The 18,647-nt window shown below is 72.7% G+C and carries 19 protein-coding genes and 1 pseudogene; 7 read left to right on the top strand and 13 right to left on the bottom strand.

Translation table 11 applies throughout. From position 1 onward, the window contains the following. Positions 1-58 precede the first annotated feature (58 nt). Positions 59-571, top strand: a complete 513-nt coding sequence (locus tag ACWIYF_RS02835) for a hypothetical protein (RefSeq protein WP_448626607.1) — start codon at positions 59-61, stop codon at positions 569-571. A gap of 231 nt (positions 572-802) precedes the next feature. Here ACWIYF_RS02835 and ACWIYF_RS02830 read toward each other — a convergent pair whose 3' ends face one another. From ACWIYF_RS02830 to ACWIYF_RS02815, 4 genes are all read right to left on the bottom strand, one after another. Further along, the gene (locus ACWIYF_RS02830) at positions 803-2,062 is read right to left on the bottom strand and encodes a M23 family metallopeptidase (RefSeq protein ID WP_448626606.1); all 1,260 of its coding nucleotides are present in this window, start codon (positions 2,060-2,062) and stop codon (positions 803-805) included. A gap of 169 nt (positions 2,063-2,231) precedes the next feature. Further along, complete coding sequence (locus tag ACWIYF_RS02825) at positions 2,232-3,035, bottom strand: ATP-binding cassette domain-containing protein (RefSeq protein WP_448626605.1); 804 nt, start codon at positions 3,033-3,035, stop codon at positions 2,232-2,234. After that, positions 3,032-3,937: an ABC transporter permease gene (locus ACWIYF_RS02820; RefSeq protein WP_448626604.1), complete on the bottom strand. Its 906-nt coding sequence runs from the start codon at positions 3,935-3,937 to the stop codon at positions 3,032-3,034. The genes ACWIYF_RS02825 and ACWIYF_RS02820 overlap by 4 nt, the downstream gene beginning before the upstream one ends. A gap of 140 nt (positions 3,938-4,077) precedes the next feature. Next, the gene (locus ACWIYF_RS02815) at positions 4,078-5,046 is read right to left on the bottom strand and encodes a sugar ABC transporter substrate-binding protein (protein ID WP_448626603.1); all 969 of its coding nucleotides are present in this window, start codon (positions 5,044-5,046) and stop codon (positions 4,078-4,080) included. A 159-nt stretch (positions 5,047-5,205) separates the two neighbouring features. Here ACWIYF_RS02815 and ACWIYF_RS02810 point away from each other — a divergent pair, with 159 nt between their 5' ends. The 3 genes from ACWIYF_RS02810 to ACWIYF_RS02800 all read left to right on the top strand — a co-directional run bounded on the left by ACWIYF_RS02810 (position 5,206) and on the right by ACWIYF_RS02800 (position 7,283). Further along, a complete protein-coding gene (locus ACWIYF_RS02810; protein WP_448626602.1) occupies positions 5,206-6,273 on the top strand; it encodes a Glu/Leu/Phe/Val family dehydrogenase in 1,068 nt (355 codons plus the stop codon). 175 nt (positions 6,274-6,448) lie between these two features. After that, a complete protein-coding gene (locus ACWIYF_RS02805) occupies positions 6,449-6,901 on the top strand; it encodes a response regulator (protein ID WP_448626601.1) in 453 nt (150 codons plus the stop codon). 160 nt (positions 6,902-7,061) lie between these two features. Further along, entirely contained in the window at positions 7,062-7,283 is a 222-nt protein-coding gene (locus ACWIYF_RS02800) for a DUF3073 domain-containing protein (protein WP_448626600.1), read from the top strand. An 87-nt stretch (positions 7,284-7,370) separates the two neighbouring features. On the opposite strand, the gene purM is transcribed toward ACWIYF_RS02800, so the two are convergent. Together purM and purF are read right to left on the bottom strand one after the other, a co-directional pair. Beyond that, positions 7,371-8,417 (bottom strand): phosphoribosylformylglycinamidine cyclo-ligase, encoded by a 1,047-nt coding sequence (gene purM / locus ACWIYF_RS02795; RefSeq protein ID WP_448626599.1) that lies wholly within the window; start codon positions 8,415-8,417, stop codon positions 7,371-7,373. Beyond that, a complete protein-coding gene (gene purF, locus ACWIYF_RS02790; RefSeq protein ID WP_448626598.1) occupies positions 8,414-9,955 on the bottom strand; it encodes an amidophosphoribosyltransferase in 1,542 nt (513 codons plus the stop codon). The genes purM and purF overlap by 4 nt, the downstream gene beginning before the upstream one ends. A gap of 148 nt (positions 9,956-10,103) precedes the next feature. On the opposite strand from purF, the gene ACWIYF_RS02785 reads away from it, so the two are divergent. Beyond that, complete coding sequence (locus ACWIYF_RS02785) at positions 10,104-10,448, top strand: hypothetical protein (protein ID WP_448626597.1); 345 nt, start codon at positions 10,104-10,106, stop codon at positions 10,446-10,448. An 18-nt stretch (positions 10,449-10,466) separates the two neighbouring features. Here the strand turns inward: ACWIYF_RS02785 and ACWIYF_RS02780 are convergent. Together ACWIYF_RS02780 and ACWIYF_RS02775 are read right to left on the bottom strand one after the other, a co-directional pair. Next, positions 10,467-11,074 (bottom strand): annotated as a pseudogene (locus ACWIYF_RS02780) (MBL fold metallo-hydrolase). Then, positions 11,074-12,159, bottom strand: a complete 1,086-nt coding sequence (locus ACWIYF_RS02775; RefSeq protein WP_448626596.1) for an S-(hydroxymethyl)mycothiol dehydrogenase — start codon at positions 12,157-12,159, stop codon at positions 11,074-11,076. Before ACWIYF_RS02775 ends, ACWIYF_RS02780 begins: the two are co-directional and overlap by 1 nt. A gap of 157 nt (positions 12,160-12,316) precedes the next feature. Here ACWIYF_RS02775 and ACWIYF_RS02770 point away from each other — a divergent pair, with 157 nt between their 5' ends. Together ACWIYF_RS02770 and ACWIYF_RS02765 are read left to right on the top strand one after the other, a co-directional pair. Next, positions 12,317-13,738 (top strand): L-lactate MFS transporter, encoded by a 1,422-nt coding sequence (locus ACWIYF_RS02770; RefSeq protein ID WP_448626595.1) that lies wholly within the window; start codon positions 12,317-12,319, stop codon positions 13,736-13,738. Continuing rightward, entirely contained in the window at positions 13,735-13,881 is a 147-nt protein-coding gene (locus ACWIYF_RS02765) for an MFS transporter small subunit (protein ID WP_448626594.1), read from the top strand. The genes ACWIYF_RS02770 and ACWIYF_RS02765 overlap by 4 nt, the downstream gene beginning before the upstream one ends. Positions 13,882-13,916: 35 nt before the next feature. Here the strand turns inward: ACWIYF_RS02765 and ACWIYF_RS02760 are convergent, their stop codons facing one another. The 5 genes from ACWIYF_RS02760 to ACWIYF_RS02740 all read right to left on the bottom strand — a co-directional run bounded on the left by ACWIYF_RS02760 (position 13,917) and on the right by ACWIYF_RS02740 (position 18,525). Then, complete coding sequence (locus ACWIYF_RS02760; protein ID WP_448626593.1) at positions 13,917-14,315, bottom strand: sterol carrier family protein; 399 nt, start codon at positions 14,313-14,315, stop codon at positions 13,917-13,919. Continuing rightward, positions 14,315-16,600 carry a phosphoribosylformylglycinamidine synthase subunit PurL gene (purL, locus tag ACWIYF_RS02755; protein ID WP_448626592.1) on the bottom strand — a complete coding sequence of 762 codons (2,286 nt, stop codon included), beginning with the start codon at positions 16,598-16,600 and terminating at the stop codon, positions 14,315-14,317. The genes ACWIYF_RS02760 and purL overlap by 1 nt, the downstream gene beginning before the upstream one ends. Before the next feature lie 74 nt (positions 16,601-16,674). Further along, positions 16,675-17,346 carry a phosphoribosylformylglycinamidine synthase subunit PurQ gene (purQ, locus tag ACWIYF_RS02750; RefSeq protein ID WP_448626591.1) on the bottom strand — a complete coding sequence of 224 codons (672 nt, stop codon included), beginning with the start codon at positions 17,344-17,346 and terminating at the stop codon, positions 16,675-16,677. A gap of 12 nt (positions 17,347-17,358) precedes the next feature. Then, positions 17,359-17,598, bottom strand: a complete 240-nt coding sequence (purS, locus tag ACWIYF_RS02745) for a phosphoribosylformylglycinamidine synthase subunit PurS (RefSeq protein WP_179715703.1) — start codon at positions 17,596-17,598, stop codon at positions 17,359-17,361. A 102-nt stretch (positions 17,599-17,700) separates the two neighbouring features. Then, entirely contained in the window at positions 17,701-18,525 is an 825-nt protein-coding gene (locus ACWIYF_RS02740; RefSeq protein WP_448626590.1) for a DUF559 domain-containing protein, read from the bottom strand. Positions 18,526-18,647 lie beyond the last annotated feature (122 nt).

The following is an 18,647-nucleotide window of genomic DNA, read 5'->3' as shown; positions in this document are numbered from 1 at the left end:
GGGCCGCACGGTAGCCGCGCCGACCGTGGGCCGTCCGCTCGGCCGCTAGCCTGCCCGCATGCGCCGAACCCTGACCCTGTGCCGGACCGGTCTGGCCGGAGTCGCCGCCGTCGTGCTGCTCACCGCGTGCAGCGGCGGCGACAGCGACGACTCCGCCGCCTCGTCCAGCGCCTCGGAGACGACCACCTCGTCGAGCGCGACCTCGTCGAGCGCGACCGACCCCGAGGCCGCCGCGTTCTGCCAGCAGGTCACCGAGGTCTTCGGCCAGCTGCAGTCGGCGTCCAGCGACCCGGCCCAGGCCGGGGCGGTGCTGCAGCAGGTGGTCGACGCCGTCGACCAGGTCGACGCACCCACCGCGATCGAGCAGGACTGGGCCGCGCTCGGGGACGCGCTCCGGCAGCTGCAGGCGACCGCGGCCACCCTCGATCTCTCCACCCCCGAGGGCCAGGCCCAGTTCGAGCAGGCGGAGCAGCAGATCACCGCGCAGGTGAGCGAGGCCCAGTCGAACGTGTCGAGCTACGTGGTCTCCAACTGCGCGTCGCTGCCGACCTCCGCCGCACCCACCAGCTGACGTCGCAGCTCAGCGTGCGACAGCCCGCCTCTTCGTGCGGGTCTTGCGGTGTTCAGCGTGCTCTTGCGGTCGTGCAGCACCGCCCGAGCGTGCACTACGCCGCAAGAGCACGGCGCCGGGCGCGGTTCAGGGGTCGAACTCCCGGCTCACGAGTGCTGCAGGACTCCACGAGGACGAACTCGAACCCAGGAGCGGCGGCCTGACCTCGAGGCCCTCCGCTGCGCCCCGTATTCAGCAGCCGCTGATGGCCACGCCGCGGGCGCGCAGCCACGGCGCCGGGTTGACCGCGCCGCCGTACATGGCGCCGCTCGGGTGCACCTCGAAGTGCAGGTGCGGGCCGGTGGACTGGCCGCGGTTGCCGACCTCGGCGATCTGCTGGCCGGCCGAGACCCGCTGACCGGCGCTGACGAAGTAGCGGTTGACGTGCCCGTAGACGGTGACCGCGCCGTCGTCGCCGCGGATGTAGACGGCCAGGCCGAAGCCGGTCGCCGGGCCGGCCCGCTTCACGACGCCGGACGTGGCCGCGTAGATCGGCGTTCCGATGGGCGCGGCGATGTCCTGGCCCAGGTGCTGCACGCCCCACCGGGAACCGAAGCAGCTGGAGGTCCGCCCGGCCGCCGGGAGCACGTAGTCGGAGCCGTTCGGCGAGGCGCTGGCGCCGGCGGCGCTGGCCGCCGCGTCGGCCTGGGCCCGGGCAGCAGCCTCCGCCGCCGCGCGCTCCTCGGCCTGCTTCTGCGCGACCCACTGCTCGTAGGCGTTGCGGGCGCCCTGCAGCTCCAGCAGGTGGATCTGCGCCGCCTGCAGCTGCTGCTCGTAGGCGGCCTTCTGCGCGTTCACCTGGTCGAAGGCCGACTGCTGGGCGGCCAGCCGCGAGTCGGCCTCGGCCTTGGCCGCCTCGGCCTGCTCCTCGGCGGCGGCCATCTGGTCCCGGGCCGAGCGCGCCGCGGAGTCGGCGTTGGCCTGGTGGACCCGGGCGACCTCGAGCTGGCCGAGGACGTCGAGCTGGTTGTCGGCGACCCAGTCCAGCATCGCGGCGCGGCGGACCAGCTCCCCCGGGCCCGCGGAGTCCAGCAGGACGGCGGCGCTGCTGAGCGTGTGCCCGTCGATGTAGCTGTCCCGGGAGAAGTCGGCGATGCGGGCCTCGGCGGCATCCACGGCGTCCTCGGCCGTCCGCAACTCGGCCGCGGTGCGGTCGGCGGCCTCCTGCGCGATCTGCAGTGCCTCGGCGGCGGCCTCGTAGGCCGTGCCCGCGGCCTCGGCCTGCAGGGCGTAGCGCTCCAGCTCGCCCTCGGCCTGGGCGACGAGCCCGGCGATGCGGCCCACCTCGGCCGCGGCGGCCTGCTGGTCGGCGGCGGCGTCGCTGATCTGGTCGTCGCTCGGATTGGGCGGGGGAGCCGGCGCGGCCAGCGCGGTCCCGGCCGAGGCGACGACGACCGCACCGGTCACGACGCCGACCAGCGCGGTCCGGAGTGCACCGAGGCGGTGCAGCATGGGCGCTCCCTGGGGAAGAGGGACATTCGAGCCCGAGCAGAGTTGCACCGGTGACTGCGGGTCAGTTGAGCAACACGCGGCGCGTGGGACGCGATGTTGCGGAAGTGTCACGGCTCCGGGCGGCGGATAACGATCCGTGACCCCTCGGGCTTTCGGTACAGAAAGCCTGTCAGTCGGGACGGCGCAGCTCGTGCGCGAGCTCGTCCAGCTCCGCCCCGCCGGCCATGAGCCGGGTGACCTCCTCCTGCGTGATGTCGCCCTTGCCGAAGTCGCCGAGGCTGCGGCCGCGGCCGAGCAGCAGGAACCGGTCCCCCACCGGAAAGGCGTGGTGCGGGTTGTGCGTGATGAAGACGACGCCGACGCCGCGGTCGCGGGCCTGCGCGATGTAGCGCAGCACGACCCCCGCCTGCCGGACCCCGAGCGCCGACGTCGGCTCGTCGAGGATCAGCACCCGCGCGCCGAAGTGGACGGCGCGGGCGATCGCCACCGACTGCCGCTCACCCCCGGACAGCGTGCCGACCGGCTGGTCGGGGTCGCGGATGTCGATGCCCATGTCGCCCAGCGCCCGCCGGGTGGTCCGGCGGGCCTCCGCGGAGTCGAACCGGCGGAACGGCCCCCAGCCGCGGGTCGGCTCGCGGCCCAGGAAGAAGTTCCGCCAGATCGCCATCAGCGGGATCATCGCCAGGTCCTGGTAGACGGTGGCGATCCCGGCGTCCAGGGCCTCGCGCGGCGCCGTCCAGTCCACCGGCGACCCGTCGAGCAGCACCTCGCCCCGGTCCGGCCGGTGCACCCCCGAGAGGATCTTGATCAGCGTCGACTTGCCGGCGCCGTTGTCGCCCAGCACGCAGGTGACCTCCCCGGCGCGCACGGTCGTGCTGATGCCGTCGAGGGCGATGACGGTGCCGAAGGTCTTGCCGACGTCCCGGAGCTCGAGCAGCGGCGCTGCGCTTTCCCCACCCACCCCACCGGTCATCGCCGGGCCGCCTCGGCGTAGCGGCGGACCAGCCGGTTGGCCAGGACGGCGAGCAGCAGCATCGCGCCGAGGAAGAAGTAGAACCAGTCGGCGTCCCAGTCGAGGTAGACGATGCCCTGCTGGGTCATGCCGAAGATGAGCGCGCCGAGCGAGGCGCCCACGGCCGAGCCGAAGCCGCCGGTCAGCAGGCAGCCGCCGATCACCGCGGCCACGATGTAGATCAGCTCGTTGCCGATGCCGGTGTTGGCCTGCACCGACGTCAGGCGGACGGCGATCGTCGTCCCGACGAACCAGGCGGCGCCCGCGGTGGTCATGAACAGCGCGATCGTCGTCCGCTTGGCGGGGACGCCGACGTTGCGCGCCGCGACCTCGTCGCCGCCGGTCGCGAACACCCAGTTGCCGAACGAGGTCTTCAGCAGCACCCAGGTGGCCAGCGCCGTGACCAGCAGCCACCACAGGATCGCGATGCGGAACGGGGCGCCGGCGATGGTCACCGTCGAGGCGAAGACCGCCTTCGCCGCGTCGTAGCCGCCCGCGCTCGCGATGCCGGAGGCGGTGACCGTGCCGGTGAAGAACTTCGTCAGGCCCAGGTTCAGGCCCTGGAGCATGAGGAAGCTGCCCAGCGTGATGATGAAGCTGGGCAGCCCGGTGCGGGTGACCAGGTAGCCGTTGAGGAACCCGAGCGCGAGGGCGAGCACCAGGGCGACGACGATGGCCACCCAGATGTTCTGCTCGAGCTGGACCGCGACGATGCCGACCGTCAGCGCCGTCGTCCCCGTCATCACGCCGGCGGAGAGGTCGAAGTGGCCGCCGATCATCAGCAGTGCCACGGCGACGGCCATGATCCCGAGCGTGGAGGCCGGGTCCAGCCAGTTGGCCACCCCGCCGGCCGAGCGGAACACCGAGGACTGCGCGGCGAAGAACGCCAGGATCGCGATCGTGCCGATGAGCGCGCCGAGCTCGGGCTTGACCAGCAGCCGGCGCAGCGGGCCGACGGCGGTCAGCCGCTCGTCGAGCGGCTCGGCGGTGGCGGCGCGGGCGCTCAGCGGGTGCCCTCGGACGCCAGGTCGGCGATCTGGTCGACGTTCTCGGCGTCGACGATGCCCGGCCCGGTCAACACCGGCGAGCCGCCGCCCACGGTGTTCAGGTTCTCCGCGTAGAGCTTGAGCATCACGACCGGCAGGTAGCCCTGCTCGTACTGCTGCTGGTCGACGGCGAAGGAGATCGAGCCGTCCTGGATGCCGCTGATGACGTCCTGGTTCAGGTCGAAGGTGGCGATCTCCGCCTGGGAACCGGCGTCGCCGACCGCGGCCACGGCGACCGCGGCGACGGCGGAGTTCAGGGTCAGGATGGCGTCGATGCCCGTGTCGCTCTGCAGCTCCGAGGTGATCGTCGACTGCGCGGCCTGCAGGTCGTTGATGTCCACCTGCAGCGGGATCACCTCGCTGCCCAGGCCCTGCGAGGCGCCGTCGCAGCGCTGCTCGAGGCCGATGTTGCCGGCCTCGTGCAGGACGCAGAGCACCCGGGTGGCGCCGTCGGCCTTGAGTCGCTGGCCGGCGCCCTGGCCGGCGATGGCCTCGTCCTGGCCGACGTGCCCGATGGCGCCGAACTCGGCGGAGCGGTCGCCGCCGGAGTTGATCGTCACGACCGGGATGCCGGCGTCGACGGCCGCCTCGATGGAGTCCTGCAGCGCGTCCGGGTTGGCCATGGAGACGACGATGCCGTCGACGTCCTGGTTGACCGCGGCGTCGATCAGCTGCGACTGGCGCTGCGGGTCACCGTCGCTCTGGTAGTCGACGGAGACGCCGAGGTCCTCCCCGGCCTGCTCGGCGCCGTTCTGGACGACGTCCCAGAAGGCGTCGCCGGCCGAGCCGTGGGTGACGACGGCGAAGGAGAGGTCGCTCGACCCGCCGTCCCCACCACTGCTGTCCCCCCCGCCGTCGGAGGAGCAGGCGGCGAGCGCCAGCGGTGCGGCCAGAGCGAGCGCGAGCAGACGCTTCGGTGCAGCCATCGTCCGTACCTCCGTGAGTCGCAGGGGCGGCATCGCCTCGGCCGCGGGTCCGGCACGAAATCATGCCTGGTCCACCGGCCGCGGGGCGCGCGGACCCGCAGGTGCGGCCGTGCAGTCGTCCGGTCGGGGGACGTCGCGCCGGCGTTCTACCCTCGGGACGTGGACGTTCTGGGCTCGGGCCACGAGCAGGTGGTGTTCTGCGCCGACCCCGAGTCGGGTCTGCGCGCGGTGATCGCGATCTACTCGACGGCGCTCGGCCCCGCCCTCGGGGGCACGCGGTTCTACCCGTATCCCAGCGAGGAGGCGGCGGTGGTCGACGTCCTCGCGCTGTCGAAGGCCATGGCCTACAAGAACAGCCTGGCCGGGCTGGATCTCGGCGGCGGCAAGGCGGTGATCATCGGCGACCCGCGGACCGACAAGACCGAGGCGCTGCTGCGGGCTTACGGCCGGTTCGTCGAGTCGCTCGGCGGCCGCTACCTCACCGCCTGCGACGTCGGCACGTACAACGCCGACCTCGACGTCGTCGCCCGGGAGACCCGCTACGCGCACGGCCGGTCGGAGGCCTACGGCGGCTGCGGCGACTCCTCGGTGCTCACCGCCTACGGCGTCTTCCAGGGCATGCGCGCGGCGGCCCAGCACCTGTGGGGCACGCCGTCGCTGGCCGGGCGCACGGTCGCGGTCGCCGGCGTCGGCAAGGTCGGCGCGCACCTGACCGGCCACCTGATCGAGGACGGCGCCGACGTGCTGGTCACCGACGTCGACGCGGCCGCGGTGGAGCGGGTGCAGGCGCGCTTCCCGCAGGTCAAGTCGGTGCCCGACACCGCGACGCTGGTGCGCACCGCGCACGACGTCTACGCGCCGTGCGCGCTCGGCGGGGCGCTGGACGCCCAGACCGTCGACGTGCTGCCCGCCCGCATCGTCTGCGGCGGCGCCAACAACCAGCTGGCGACACCGGAGATCGCCGACCGGCTGGTCGAGCGCGGCATCCTCTACGGCCCCGACTACCTGGTCAACGCCGGCGGCGTGATCCAGGTCGAGGACGAGCGGCACGGGTTCTCCTTCGCCCGCGCCCAGACCAAGGCGAGCGGCATTTTCGACGTCGCCCTGCGGGTCTTCCGGGCCGCCGACGAGCAGGGCGTCTCCCCCGCCGTGGCCGCCGACCGCCTCGCCGAGGAGCGGATGCGGTCCGTCGGCCGCCTGGCGACCATCCGCCTGCCCCGGACCTGACGGCACACCGCTCCGGCGCCTCCGCTCGGCCGACTCCGCCGTTCCAGAACCCCACAGTTGGGGGGACCTTTGTCCCACAGCTAGGGCTGCTCTCACCGGCTGTCATGGCCCACTCTTGCTCCGGTGACCACCCGCCGTCCGTGTGCGACGGTGAGTGACTGGGGGAGGGCGTGCTGTGATCAAGATCCTGCTCGTGGACGACCACGACTTCGTCCGGGAGGCGCTGGGTGACCTGTTCGCGCTGACACCGGACATCCGCGTGGTCGGCGAGTGCGCGGACGGCAGCGAGGCCCTCCCGACGGTCCTCCGCACCGACCCGGACGTCGTCCTGATGGACGCGGCCATGCCCGGCATGACCGGCCTGGAGGCGACGCGGACGGTGCTGGCCGTCCGGCCGGCGACCCGCGTCGTCATGCACACGGCGACGGTCACGGTCGCGAGCGTGTGCGCGGCCCGCGAGGTGGGCGTCTCCGGCTACGTGGTCAAGGGCGGCGATCCGGGCGAGCTGCCCTCCGTGGTCCGGGCCGTCGCCGCCGGCAGCTCCTTCTGGTGCACCGCGGCCGCCGCCCGCCTGCCCGGGTGCGGCCGCACCCGGGAGCCGAGCCCCCTGCCGACGCCGTCCGCGTGACCTCCGTCGCCTCTTCCGCCCCGGGAGGGGGAGGACCCGTGCTCAGGCTCGATACGTGTCGTAAGCTCGGTCCAGACACAGTCACTCAGTCGGGGTCGCCACGCGGGCCGTTCCAGCCGCTGGCTGGGCTCCCGTACTCCGTAACGAGGGGGTCGAGCCGATGGGGCGCGGCCGAGCGAAGGCCAAGCAGACACGCGTGGCCCGTGAGCTCAAGTACAGCTCACCGAACACCGATCTCTCCGCTCTGCAGCGAGAGCTCGCTGGTCAGCCGTCGACGTACCCGGCGCACCGGGCGACGACCGATGACGACGACGAGGACGAGTACAGCGACCGCTGGGCTTCCGAGGACGACGCGGACGACGACTGGGCCGCCAGCCGCTGACCGCGGCGACGGCCCGTACCGCCCGATCGCATCCGGCCCCGTCCCGGGCCCCGCCCTGAGCGTGGAAGGGTGGGGAGGACGGGGTTCTTAGCGGTAGCTGCCGACCAGGTGGGTGCCCTCGGGTCGGCGCTCGACACTGCCCGCCACCCACGCGGGGACGCCCCGGCCGGACAGCAGCGCCACGGCGCGATCGGCGGCGTCCGCTGACACGACGGCGACCATGCCGACGCCGCAGTTGAAGGCCCGCTCGGACTCCGCGCGCGGCACGCCGTGCTCCTCGAGCAGCCGCACCGCTTCCGGCAGGACCCAGGTGCCGCGGTCGAGCACCGCGGCCAGCCCCTCCGGGACAACGCGGGCGGTGTTGCCGGCCAGCCCGCCGCCGGTGATGTGCGCGTACGCGTGCACGCCCTCGACGCCGAGCTCCTCGACCAGCGCCAGGCAGTCGCGGGCGTAGATGCGCGTGGGCTCGAGCAGCACGTCGCCCAGCGGGCGGCCCAGGCCGTGCGTCCACGCGAGGTCCAGGCCCGCGGCGGCGACCACCTTGCGGACCAGCGAGTAGCCGTTGGAGTGGAAGCCCGACGAGGCCATGGCCACGACGGCGTCCCCTTCGCGCACCCGCTCGGGGCCGAGCACGCCGTCGGCCTCGACGACGCCGACCGCCGTCGCCGCCAGGTCGTACTCGTCGGCGTCCATCAGGTCACCGTGCTCGGCGGTCTCCCCGCCGACCAGCGCGGCGCCGGCCTGCGTGCAGCCCTCGGCGATGCCGGTGACGATCGCCGCGATCTTCTCGGGGACGACCTGCCCGCAGGCGACGTAGTCCTGCAGGAACAGCGGCTCGGCGCCGCAGGCGACGAGGTCGTCGACGACCATCGCGACGAGGTCGATGCCGACGGTGTCGTGCCGGTCCAGGGCCCGGGCCAGGGCGATCTTCGTGCCGACGCCGTCGGTGGACGACGCCAGCAACGGCCGGCGGTACTTCGCCGTGTCCAGCGCGAACAGGCCGGCGAAGCCGCCGAGCCCGCCGACGACCTCAGGCCGGTTGGTCTTCTCGACCGCAGCGCGCATCAGCGTCACCGCGCGCTCCCCGGCGTCGATGTCGACGCCGGACGCGGCGTAGGTGAAGGGCTCGCTCACGGGCGGGAGAGAGCGTCCTCGGCGCCGCCGGGGACGATCGGGCTCCCGGCCTGCCGGCCGGTCCAGCCGGTGACGGCGGCCCGCTTCTCGATGCCCTCGAGCACGTGCTTGCCCAGCACGTCGGACTCGCCGAGCGGGATCGGGTAGGAGCCGGTGAAGCAGGCCGTGCACAGCCGGTTGACCGGCTGCTCGGTGGCCGCGATCAGGCCCTGCTCGGAGACGTAGCCGAGGGAGTCGGCGTTGATCGAGGCGCGCACTCCCTCGACGTCCAGGCCGTTGGCGATCAGCTCGGCCCGGCTGGCGAAGTCGATGCCGTAGAAGCAGGGCCACTTCACCGGCGGCGAGGAGATGCGCACGTGCACCTCGACCGCGCCGGCCTCGCGCAGCATCCGGATCAGGGCCCGCTGGGTGTTGCCGCGGACGATCGAGTCGTCGACGACGACCAGCCGCTTGCCGCGGATGACGTCGCGCAGCGGGTTGAGCTTCAGCCGGATGCCCAGCTGCCGGATGGTCTGGCTCGGCTGGATGAAGGTGCGCCCGACGTAGGAGTTCTTGACCAGGCCCAGGCCGTAGGGGATGCCGCTCGCCTCGGCGTAGCCGACCGCGGCCGGCGTTCCCGACTCCGGCACCGGGATGACCAGGTCGGCGTCGGCGGGGTGCTCCTTGGCCAGCCGGCGGCCGATCTCGACGCGGGCGGCGTGCACGCCCCGGCCGCCGATGGTGGTGTCCGGCCGGGCCAGGTAGACGTACTCGAAGATGCAGCCCTTGGGCTCGGCGACGGCGAAGTGCTGGCTGCGCAGCCCGTTCTCGTCGATCGCGAGCAGCTCGCCGGGCTCGACCTCGCGCACGAACGAGGCGCCGACGATGTCCAGTGCCGCGGTCTCGCTGGCCACGACCCAGCCGCGCTCCAGCCGGCCGAGCACCAGCGGCCGCACACCCTGCGGGTCGCGGGCGGCGTAGAGGGTGTCCTCGTCCATGAAGGTCAGGCTGAAGGCGCCGCGCAGGGAGGGGAGGACCTGCATCGCCGCCTCCTCGACCGAGAGGTCGGGGTGCGCCGCGATCAGCGAGGTCACCAGGTCGGAGTCGGTGCTGGCGGTGAACGCGCCCGGCACGCCGGCGTCGGCGGCCTTGCTCGCCAGCTCCGCGGTGTTGACCAGGTTGCCGTTGTGGCACAGCGCCAGGCCGGTGCCGGCCTCCGTCGTCCGGAAGGTCGGCTGCGCGTTCTCCCAGGTGGAGGCGCCGGTCGTCGAGTAGCGGGTGTGGCCGACGGCCAGGTGCCCGCGCAGGCTGCCGAGCGTCGGCTCGTCGAAGACCTGGCTGACCAGCCCGAGGTCCTTGTAGACGACCACCGAGGAGCCGTCGGAGACCGCGATGCCCGCCGCCTCCTGACCGCGGTGCTGGAGGGCGTACAGGCCGAAGTAGGTCAGCTTCGCGACCTCCTCCCCCGGCGCCCAGACGCCGAAGACGCCACAGGCGTCCTGAGGTCCGGGGGAAGAGGGATCGAGGTCGTGCGTCAGCCGTCCGTCACCGCGTGGCACGTCTCTACGGTACCGGCGGCACCGACGGATCCTGCGCGCCCTGAGGTGACCGTGCCCACTGTGCCGCGGGGTTCGCGAGGAGCATCCTCCAGTGGGAACGCGGGCCGTCCCCCGGCTCGTTGCTCGACACGAGCCGAGAGGAGTACGCATGCCGACCGACCGGCCCGACCCTGGTGACTTCCTCGAGCTGGCGCAGCGGATGCTGCGCGAGCTGTTCTCCGAGCAGCGCGGCGACACGGAGCCGTGGGCGGCGGCGACGCGCCGGCCGCTCGAGTCCTCCGAGCGGGAGCGCTACCGGCAGCCCAGTCCCGAGGAGCAGCGCGAGAACCTCACGTTCGCGCTGGCCACACGCGCGGTCGAGGCGCTCGAAGACCTCGCGCTCAACGTCGCCGCGATCCGCCAGCGCCTCGAGCGCACGGGCGCGGAGGCCGCGGGTGCGCGGCGCGACACCGAGGAGCGACGCCCGGACGGATCCGGCACGACGCAGACCTGACCCGGGACCGCCGGCTCGTCAGCCGACGGTGCGCAGTTCGGCCGCGATGGTGGTGTCGTCGCCGTGCCCGGTGTGGACGACGGTGTCGCCGTGCAGCGTGAGCAGCTTCGAGCGGATCGAGGTCAGGATCGTCGGCTTGTCGCTGAAGCTACGCCCGGTCGCCCCTGGCCCGCCGTGGAAGAGCGTGTCGCCGGTGAAGACGGCGGTCAGGTCCGGGGCGTGCAGGCAGGTGCTGCCCGGCGAGTGACCGGGGGTGTGCAGCGCGGTTAGCGTCGTGCCGGCGACGTCGAACGTCGTCCCCTCGCCGAGGGCCTCGTCGGGCTGCACGTTCTCGTGGACCATGTCCCAGAGCATCCGGTCGGCGGGGGGAACCAGATCGGCGCGCCGGTGGCCTCGCGCAGCGCCGGGGCCGCGGTGATGTGGTCGTTGTGCCCGTGGGTGAGCACGATCGCCGTCACCCGCCGCCCGCCGATCGCCTCGACGATCGGGGCCGCGTCGTGCGGGGCGTCGATCACCAGCACCTCGTCGTCGTCCCCGACGAGCCAGACGTTGTTGTCGACGTCGAAGTCCTGCCCGTCGAGGCTGAACACCCCGCTGACGACGGCCTTCTCGATCCTCGCCGCCATCAGAGGACGACCACCGACCGCAGCACCTCACCGCGGTGCATCTTCTCGAACGCGGACTCGACGTCCTCCAGCGCGATCGTCTCGGAGACGAACTCGTCGAGCGGGAAGCGGCCCTGCAGGTACAGGTCGATCAGCATCGGGAAGTCACGGGAGGGCAGGCAGTCGCCGTACCAGGAGGACTTGATCGCGCCGCCGCGGCCGAAGATCTCGATCGCGGGCAGCTCGATCGTCATGTCCGGGGTGGGCACGCCGACCATCACGACCCGGCCGGCCAGGTCGCGGGCGTAGAAGGCCTGCTCGAAGACCTTGGGGTGACCGACCGCGTCGATGGTCACGTCGGCACCGAAGCCGCCGGTCGCCGCCTTGACCGCCTCCACCGCGTCGGTGTTCTTCGAGTTCACCGTGTGCGTGGCGCCGAGCTTCTTGGCCCACTCGAGCTTCCGGTCGTCGAGGTCGACGGCGACGATCGTGGACGCGCCGGCCAGCCTCGCCCCGGCGATCGCCGCGTCCCCGACGCCGCCGCAGCCGAAGACCGCCACGCTCTCCCCGCGCTTGACCGCGCCGGTGTTCATCGCCGCGCCGACGCCGGCCATCACGCCGCAGCCGAGCAGGCCCGCGGCCGTGGGCGGGGCCTTCGGGTCGACCTTCGTGCACTGCCCGGAGTGCACCAGCGTCTTCTCGGCGAACGCGCCGATGCCCAGCGCCGGCGAGAGCTCGGTGCCGTCGGCCAGGGTCATCTTCTGCGCGGCGTTGTGGGTGTTGAAGCAGTAGTGCAGGTCGCCCTTGAGGCAGGCGCGGCACTGCCCGCACACCGCCCGCCAGTTGAGGATCACGTAGTCCCCGACGGCCACGTTCGTCACCCCCTCGCCGACGGCCGAGACGACGCCGGCGGCCTCGTGGCCGAGCAGGAACGGGAACTCGTCGTTGATGCCGCCCTCGCGGTAGTGCAGGTCGGTGTGGCAGACGCCGCACGCCTGGACGTCGACGACCGCCTCCCCCGGCCCCGGATCGGGCACCACGATCGTCTCGATGCTGACCGGCTGACCCTTCGCGCGGGCGACGACGCCCCTCACCTCGTGCGGCATGTGGTGAGCCTAGGAAGGACCAGGGTGCACCTGGTCACGGGGGCGTCGCGTTCGACAGGCAATCGTGTGCAGCCGGACGTACCGTTCTTGCGCTCTCTCAGGGAAACACCTGGCCCGGGCTCCGGATGCCCGGTCTAGACCCATCGGAGGTCGCCCCATGGCAGTACCCGGTTTCCTCTCCCGTGAGCGCATCGTCGCCAAGCCCGGTTTCAACCGCTGGCTGATCCCGCCGGCCGCCCTCGCCGTGCACCTGTGCATCGGACAGGCGTACGCGACCAGCGTCTACAAGACCGCCCTGGTCAACCACTTCGACACGAGCCTCACCGCGATCGGGATCATCTTCTCGATCGCGATCGTCATGCTGGGCCTGTCCGCGGCGGTCTTCGGCACGTGGGTCGACCGCAACGGCCCGCGGGCGGCCATGTTCGTCGCGGCCGTGTGCTGGTCGGTCGGCTTCCTGGTCGGCTCCCTCGGCATCGCCACCGAGCAGTTGTGGCTGCTCTACCTCGGATACGGCGTCATCGGCGGCATCGGCCTGGGCATCGGCTACATCTCGCCGGTCTCCACGCTGATCAAGTGGTTCCCGGACCGTCCCGGCCTGGCCACCGGCATGGCGATCATGGGCTTCGGCGGCGGCGCGCTGATCGCCTCGCCCCTCTCCCGGCAGCTCATGGCCCTGTACGACCCGTCCTACGACGCCGCGGATCCGACGTCCGTGCCCAACGGCCCCTCCGTCGCGCTGCTGTTCCTCACCCTGGGCCTGGTCTACCTGGTCTTCATGCTGTTCGGTGCCCTGATCGTGCGGGTCCCGGCCGACGACTGGAAGCCGGCCGGCTTCGACCCGTCGACGGTCAAGCAGAAGGCCCTGGTGACGACGGAGAACGTCTCCGCGCGCAACTCCACGAAGACGCCGCAGTTCTGGCTGCTGTGGACGGTGCTCTTCTGCAACGTGACCGCGGGCATCGGCATCCTCGAGCAGGCGGCGCCGATGATCCAGGACTTCTTCCGCCGCGGGGACACCTCGCTGGTGGCGGCCAGTGCGGCGGCCGGCTTCGTCGGCGTCCTCTCCCTGTTCAACATGGGCGGACGGTTCGCGTGGTCGACGACGTCGGACTACATCGGCCGCAAGAACATCTACATGGTCTACCTCGGCGTCGGCATGATCCTGTACTTCGTCCTCGCCACCCTCGGGTCCACGGCGACCTGGCTGTTCGTGCTCACCGCCGCGCTGATCATCAGCTTCTACGGCGGCGGGTTCGCCACCGTCCCGGCGTACCTGCGTGACCTGTTCGGCACCTATCAGGTCGGGGCCATCCACGGCCGGCTGCTCACCGCGTGGTCGGCGGCCGGTGTGGCCGGGCCGTTGATCGTCAACGGCATCCTCGACACCCGCGGCACGCCGGGCGAGCTGGTCGCCGCGGACTACCGGCCGGCGCTGTTCATCATGATCGGCCTGCTCGCGGTCGGGTTCGTCGCCAACCTGCTGATCCGGCCGGTGGCCGACAAGTGGCACGAGCCCAAGGAAGCGGTCGAGCAGTTCACCCACGCCCACACCGGAGAACGGAGCGCCGTCCGATGACCACCACCCCGGCCGCCGACGGCAGTCCGAGCACCCACACCCCGATCGCGCTGATCGTGTTCGCCTGGGTGCTGGTCGGCATCCCGCTGCTGTACGGCCTCATCCGCACCATCCAGGCCGCGTCCGCGCTGTTCAGCGGCTGACCCCGTGCGCTCCATGGCGATGGAGTACGCGTACTTCATCGCGATGAGGCGCGTCTGAACGGGGTGAGCGGGAGGTGGGCGGCGAGGTCGGCGCGGTTGCCGCTGGCGCTCACCTCCCCCGCGGCGACCGCGTCGTCCCACGTCGTGGCGCCGGTCGCGAGCCGCAGCCAGGTGGCGGCGTCGGTCTCGACGACGTTGGGCGGCGTCCCCCGGGTGTGCCGCGGCCCGGGCACCAGCTGGACGGCGACGTGCGGCGGCACCCGCAGCTCCACCGAGCGGCCGGGCACCTGCTGGGCCAGCCAGCGCGCCGTCGTCTTCACCGCGGCGCCGACGACGGCGCGCGGCGGCTGCTCGGCCTCCCCCGCCAGCCAGGCGCGGACCGGCTCGACGGCGGCGGCGAGCTCGTCGGCCGGGATCGGGGCCGAAGCCGGCATCAGCTGGTCGGGACGGTTCCCGCCGGGACGCTGCCCACCGTGGCCTCGGGCGTGCCGAACAGCGCCGGGAGGGTCGCCGTCCACGCCGCGCGGAGCTCGGCCAGCGGCAGCTCGGCGACGCCGTCGACGACGAGGGCGTCGCCGCCGGTCGTCCCCAGCTCGGTCACCCGCACCCCGGCCCAGTCCGCCGTCGTCTTCACGCCGCCGGGGTCGGTCGTGGTGACGACGACGCGGCCGGTGGACTCGCTGAACAGCGCGGTGAACGCGTCGCCGCCCAGGCTCAGCCGGGCGCCCACGCCGTAGCGCAGCGCCGACTCGGCCAGCGCCTGCGCCAGCCCGCCGTCGGCCAGGTCGTGGGCCGAGCCGATCTGGCCCGCGCGGGCCAGCGCGCCGAGCAGCCCGGCCAGCTTCCGCTCCGCCTCGAGGTCCAGCGCCGGCGGGCGGCCGCCGAGGTGCCCGTGCACGACCGACGCCCACGCCGAGCCGCCGAACTCGGGCTTCGTCTCGCCGAGCAGCAGCACGGTCTCACCGCTCGCCCGCCAGCCGGAGGGCACCCGCGTCCGGACGTCGTCGTGCACGCCCAGCACCCCGATCACCGGCGTCGGGTTGATCGCGACGTCCCCGGTCTGGTTGTAGAGGCTGACGTTGCCGCCGGTGACCGGCAGGCCGAGCTCCCGGGAGGCGTCGGCGAGCCCGCGGACGGCCTCGGCGAACTGCCACATCACCTCCGGCTCCTCCGGGGAGCCGAAGTTCAGGCAGTTGGTGACGGCCAGCGGCCGGGCACCGCTCACCGCCACGTTGCGGTAGGCCTCGGCCAGGTTCAGCTGCGCCCCGGCGTACGGGTCGAGCCGGGCGAAGCGGGCGTTGCCGTCCAGCGCCAGCGCGATGCCGCGGTGGGTCTCCTCGTCGATGCGGACCACACCGGCGTCCTCGGGCTGCGCGAGCACGGTGTTGCCGCGGACGTAGCGGTCGTACTGCTCGGTGACCCAGGTCTTGTCCGCGCCGTCCGGGCTGGCGACGACGGCGAGCCAGTGCGCCTGCAGCTCCTCCGGCGTCGCGGGCCGCGGCAGGCGGGCCGGGTCGTCGTCCTGCAGGGCGTCGAGGTCGCGCGGGCGGGCCATCGGCCGGTCGTAGACCGGGCCCTCGTGCGCGACCGTCCGCGGCGGGACGTCGACGATCCGCTCGCCGTGCCAGTCGACGACGAGCCGGTCGCCGTCGGTGACCTCACCGATGACGGTGGCGAGCACGTCCCACTTGCGGCAGACGGCGAGGAACCGCTCCACCTTGTCCGGCTCGACGATCGCGCACATGCGCTCCTGCGACTCGCTCATCAGGATCTCGGCCGGGGTCAGCGTGGAGTCGCGCAGCGGGACCGCGTCCAGGTCGATGTGCATGCCGCCGGTGCCGGCGCTGGCCAGCTCGGACGTCGCGCAGGAGAGGCCGGCGCCGCCGAGGTCCTGGATGCCGGTGACCAGGTCGGCGGCGAAGATCTCCAGGCACGCCTCGATGAGCAGCTTCTCGGTGAACGGGTCGCCGACCTGCACGCTCGGCCGCTTGGCCGGGCCCTCGGCGTCGAACGTCTCGCTGGCCAGCACGCTGACGCCGCCGATGCCGTCGCCGCCGGTGCGGGCGCCGAAGAGGATCACCTTGTTGCCGACGCCCTCGGCCTTGGCCAGCCGCACGTCCTCGTGCCGCATCACGCCGACGCACAGCGCGTTGACCAGGGGGTTGCCGGCGTAGCACTCGTCGAAGAGCAGCTCGCCGCCGATGTTGGGCAGGCCCAGGCAGTTGCCGTAGCCGCCGACGCCGGCGACGACGCCGGGCAGCACGCGGGCGGTGTCCGGGGCGTCGGCCCGGCCGAAGCGCAGTGAGTCCATGACCGCGATCGGGCGGGCGCCCATGGTGAGGATGTCGCGGACGATGCCGCCCACGCCGGTGGCCGCGCCCTGGTAGGGCTCGACGTAGCTCGGGTGGTTGTGCGACTCGACCTTGAAGGTGACCGCGTAGCCGTCGCCGACGTCCACCACGCCGGCGTTCTCACCGATGCCGACCAGCAGCGACTCGCTCTTCGGCAGGTCGCCGAAGCGGCGCAGGTGCACCTTCGACGACTTGTAGGAGCAGTGCTCGCTCCACATGACCGAGTACATGGCCAGCTCGGCCGTGGTGGGCCGACGACCGAGGATGTCGCGGATCCGCCGGTACTCGTCGTCCTTGAGGCCGAGCTCGGCCCAGGGCTGCTCGTCGTCGGGCGTCTTCTCGGCGTACTCGACGGTGTCCGTGTGCACGGCTCGACTCCGCCCTCGCTCCGCTCCTCGCTCGTTCCTCGCTGCGATGCTCCCTCGGGCGTCGCTCTCGCGGGTCATGCGTTCACGACCTGCTTCAGCACGCTGGTGAAGAACCCGAGCCCGTCGGTGGAGGGGCCGGTGAGGTCCTCGACCGCGTGCTCGGGGTGCGGCATGAGGCCCACGACCCGGCCGTCCTCGCTGGTGACGCCCGCGATGTCGCGGGAGCTGCCGTTGGGGTTGCCGTCGACGTAGCGGAAGACGACCCGGTTCTCGGCCTCGAGGCGGTCGAGGTCCCGGTCGGCCGCCACGTAGCGGCCCTCGCCGTTCTTGACCGGGATGACGATCCGCTGGCCCTGCTCGTAGTCGCCGGTCCAGGCGGTGTCGGCCCGCTCGACGCGCAGTACCTGGTCGCGGTTGCGGAAGTGCAGGTGGCTGTTGCGGGTCAGCGCGCCGGGCAGCAGGCCGGACTCGCAGAGGATCTGGAAGCCGTTGCAGATGCCGAGCACCGGGAGGCCGCCCTTCGCGGCGGCCACGACGTCCCGCATCAGTGGCGAGCGGGCGGCGATGGCGCCGGCCCGCAGGTAGTCGCCGTAGGAGAAGCCGCCGGGGAGGACGACGGCGTCGACGTCCTTCAGGTCGTGGTCGGCGTGCCAGAGCGTGACCGGCTCACCGCCGGCCAGGCGCACCGCACGCGCGGCGTCGACGTCGTCCAGGGAGCCCGGGAAGGTGATGATCCCGATGCGCACGAGCAGATCCGTTCAGTCGGTCGGGAGGTGCAGTTCGACGTCCTCGATGACGGGGTTGGCCAGCAGGGTCTCGGCGATCTGCTTCAGCTCCGCCTCGTCGGGCGTGCCCTCGACGTCGAGGACGAAGTGCTTGCCCTGGCGCACGCTGCGCACGCCGTCGTGGCCCAGCCGGCCGAGTGCGCCGAGCACCGCCTGCCCCTGGGGGTCGGAGATCTCCGGCTTGAGGACGACGTCGACGACCACCCGCGGCACGTGCACGAGGGTACCTGGCGGCTTCGGAGCGCCGACTGTGCCGGCGAGATCGCCGATCTCGCCCCCACCCGGCGGCTCATGGGGACGAGATCGCCGATCTCGTCAGCGCAAGGCTTGCCGTATCGCTGCGGTCACCTCGTCCGGGCGGCCCAGGACGTCGGCCGACGTGAAGCGGAGGATCACCCATCCCGCAGCGATCAGCGCGTTCTGCCGTCGGAGGTCGTTCACGAAGACGCCGCGCTCACGGTGGACGTTGCCGTCGAACTCGACGAGCACCTTGCGGTCGGGCCAGGCGAGGTCGGCCCGTCCCAGGAACACGCCCGCAGGGTCCCGGACGACGAACTGGAGCTCGGGGACCGGGAGTCCGGCCTGATGGATGAGCCAGCGCAGCACGGACTCCATCGGCGACTCGGCGCGCGGGTCCGCAACCGGCAGGACCGCCCGAGCCCGCGCCGATCCGCGACCCCGGGGTCGCCGGAGGAGTTGACTTTGGAGCTCCTCGCGCGTGCACCGACCGGCGAGCAGCTGATCCGTGACGGCGAGCAACGCCGACGGGAGCAGGATGCTCGCCAGATCACGCCAGGTCCGCGCCGGCGTCGTGATCGGCAGAGCCGACAGGCGCATCACGTCGTCGTCCGGCAACTGGTCGCGATGAATGCGCCGGTCAGGGCGGTTCTCCGCGCGGGAACCTCTCGGGACGATCAGATCCGCGCGCGGGTCGGGCGGCTGCATCGGGACCTCGATGCCCAGGAGCGCCGCCGCCGTCAGGTGGCTGACCACTGCGCCGGCGGGAGCCGTCAACAGGATCGCGGGCAGGCGTGACCGCAGGTCGCGTTCGAGCGCCTTGGGCAAGTAGGTGTCACGTGAGAGGCGTACGACGTCGCGGTGGCGCAACTGCTTGTCGGTGATCCCCGCATCGAGGGCCATGCCGCGAGTGGCGGGGCCGGTGAGACGAGAAGGAACGCGGCGGCTCGGCACCACGGCAGCGTGCCGTCAGGAGGCCGCAGCGCGTCGGCCCCTTCCACAGCCCGGTCCAGATCGGCGATCTC

The organism is Geodermatophilus sp. URMC 64, from assembly GCF_053502555.1.
The sequence above is the reverse complement of the archived record's forward strand: the minus strand, read 5'-3'. Positions and strand labels throughout refer to the sequence as shown.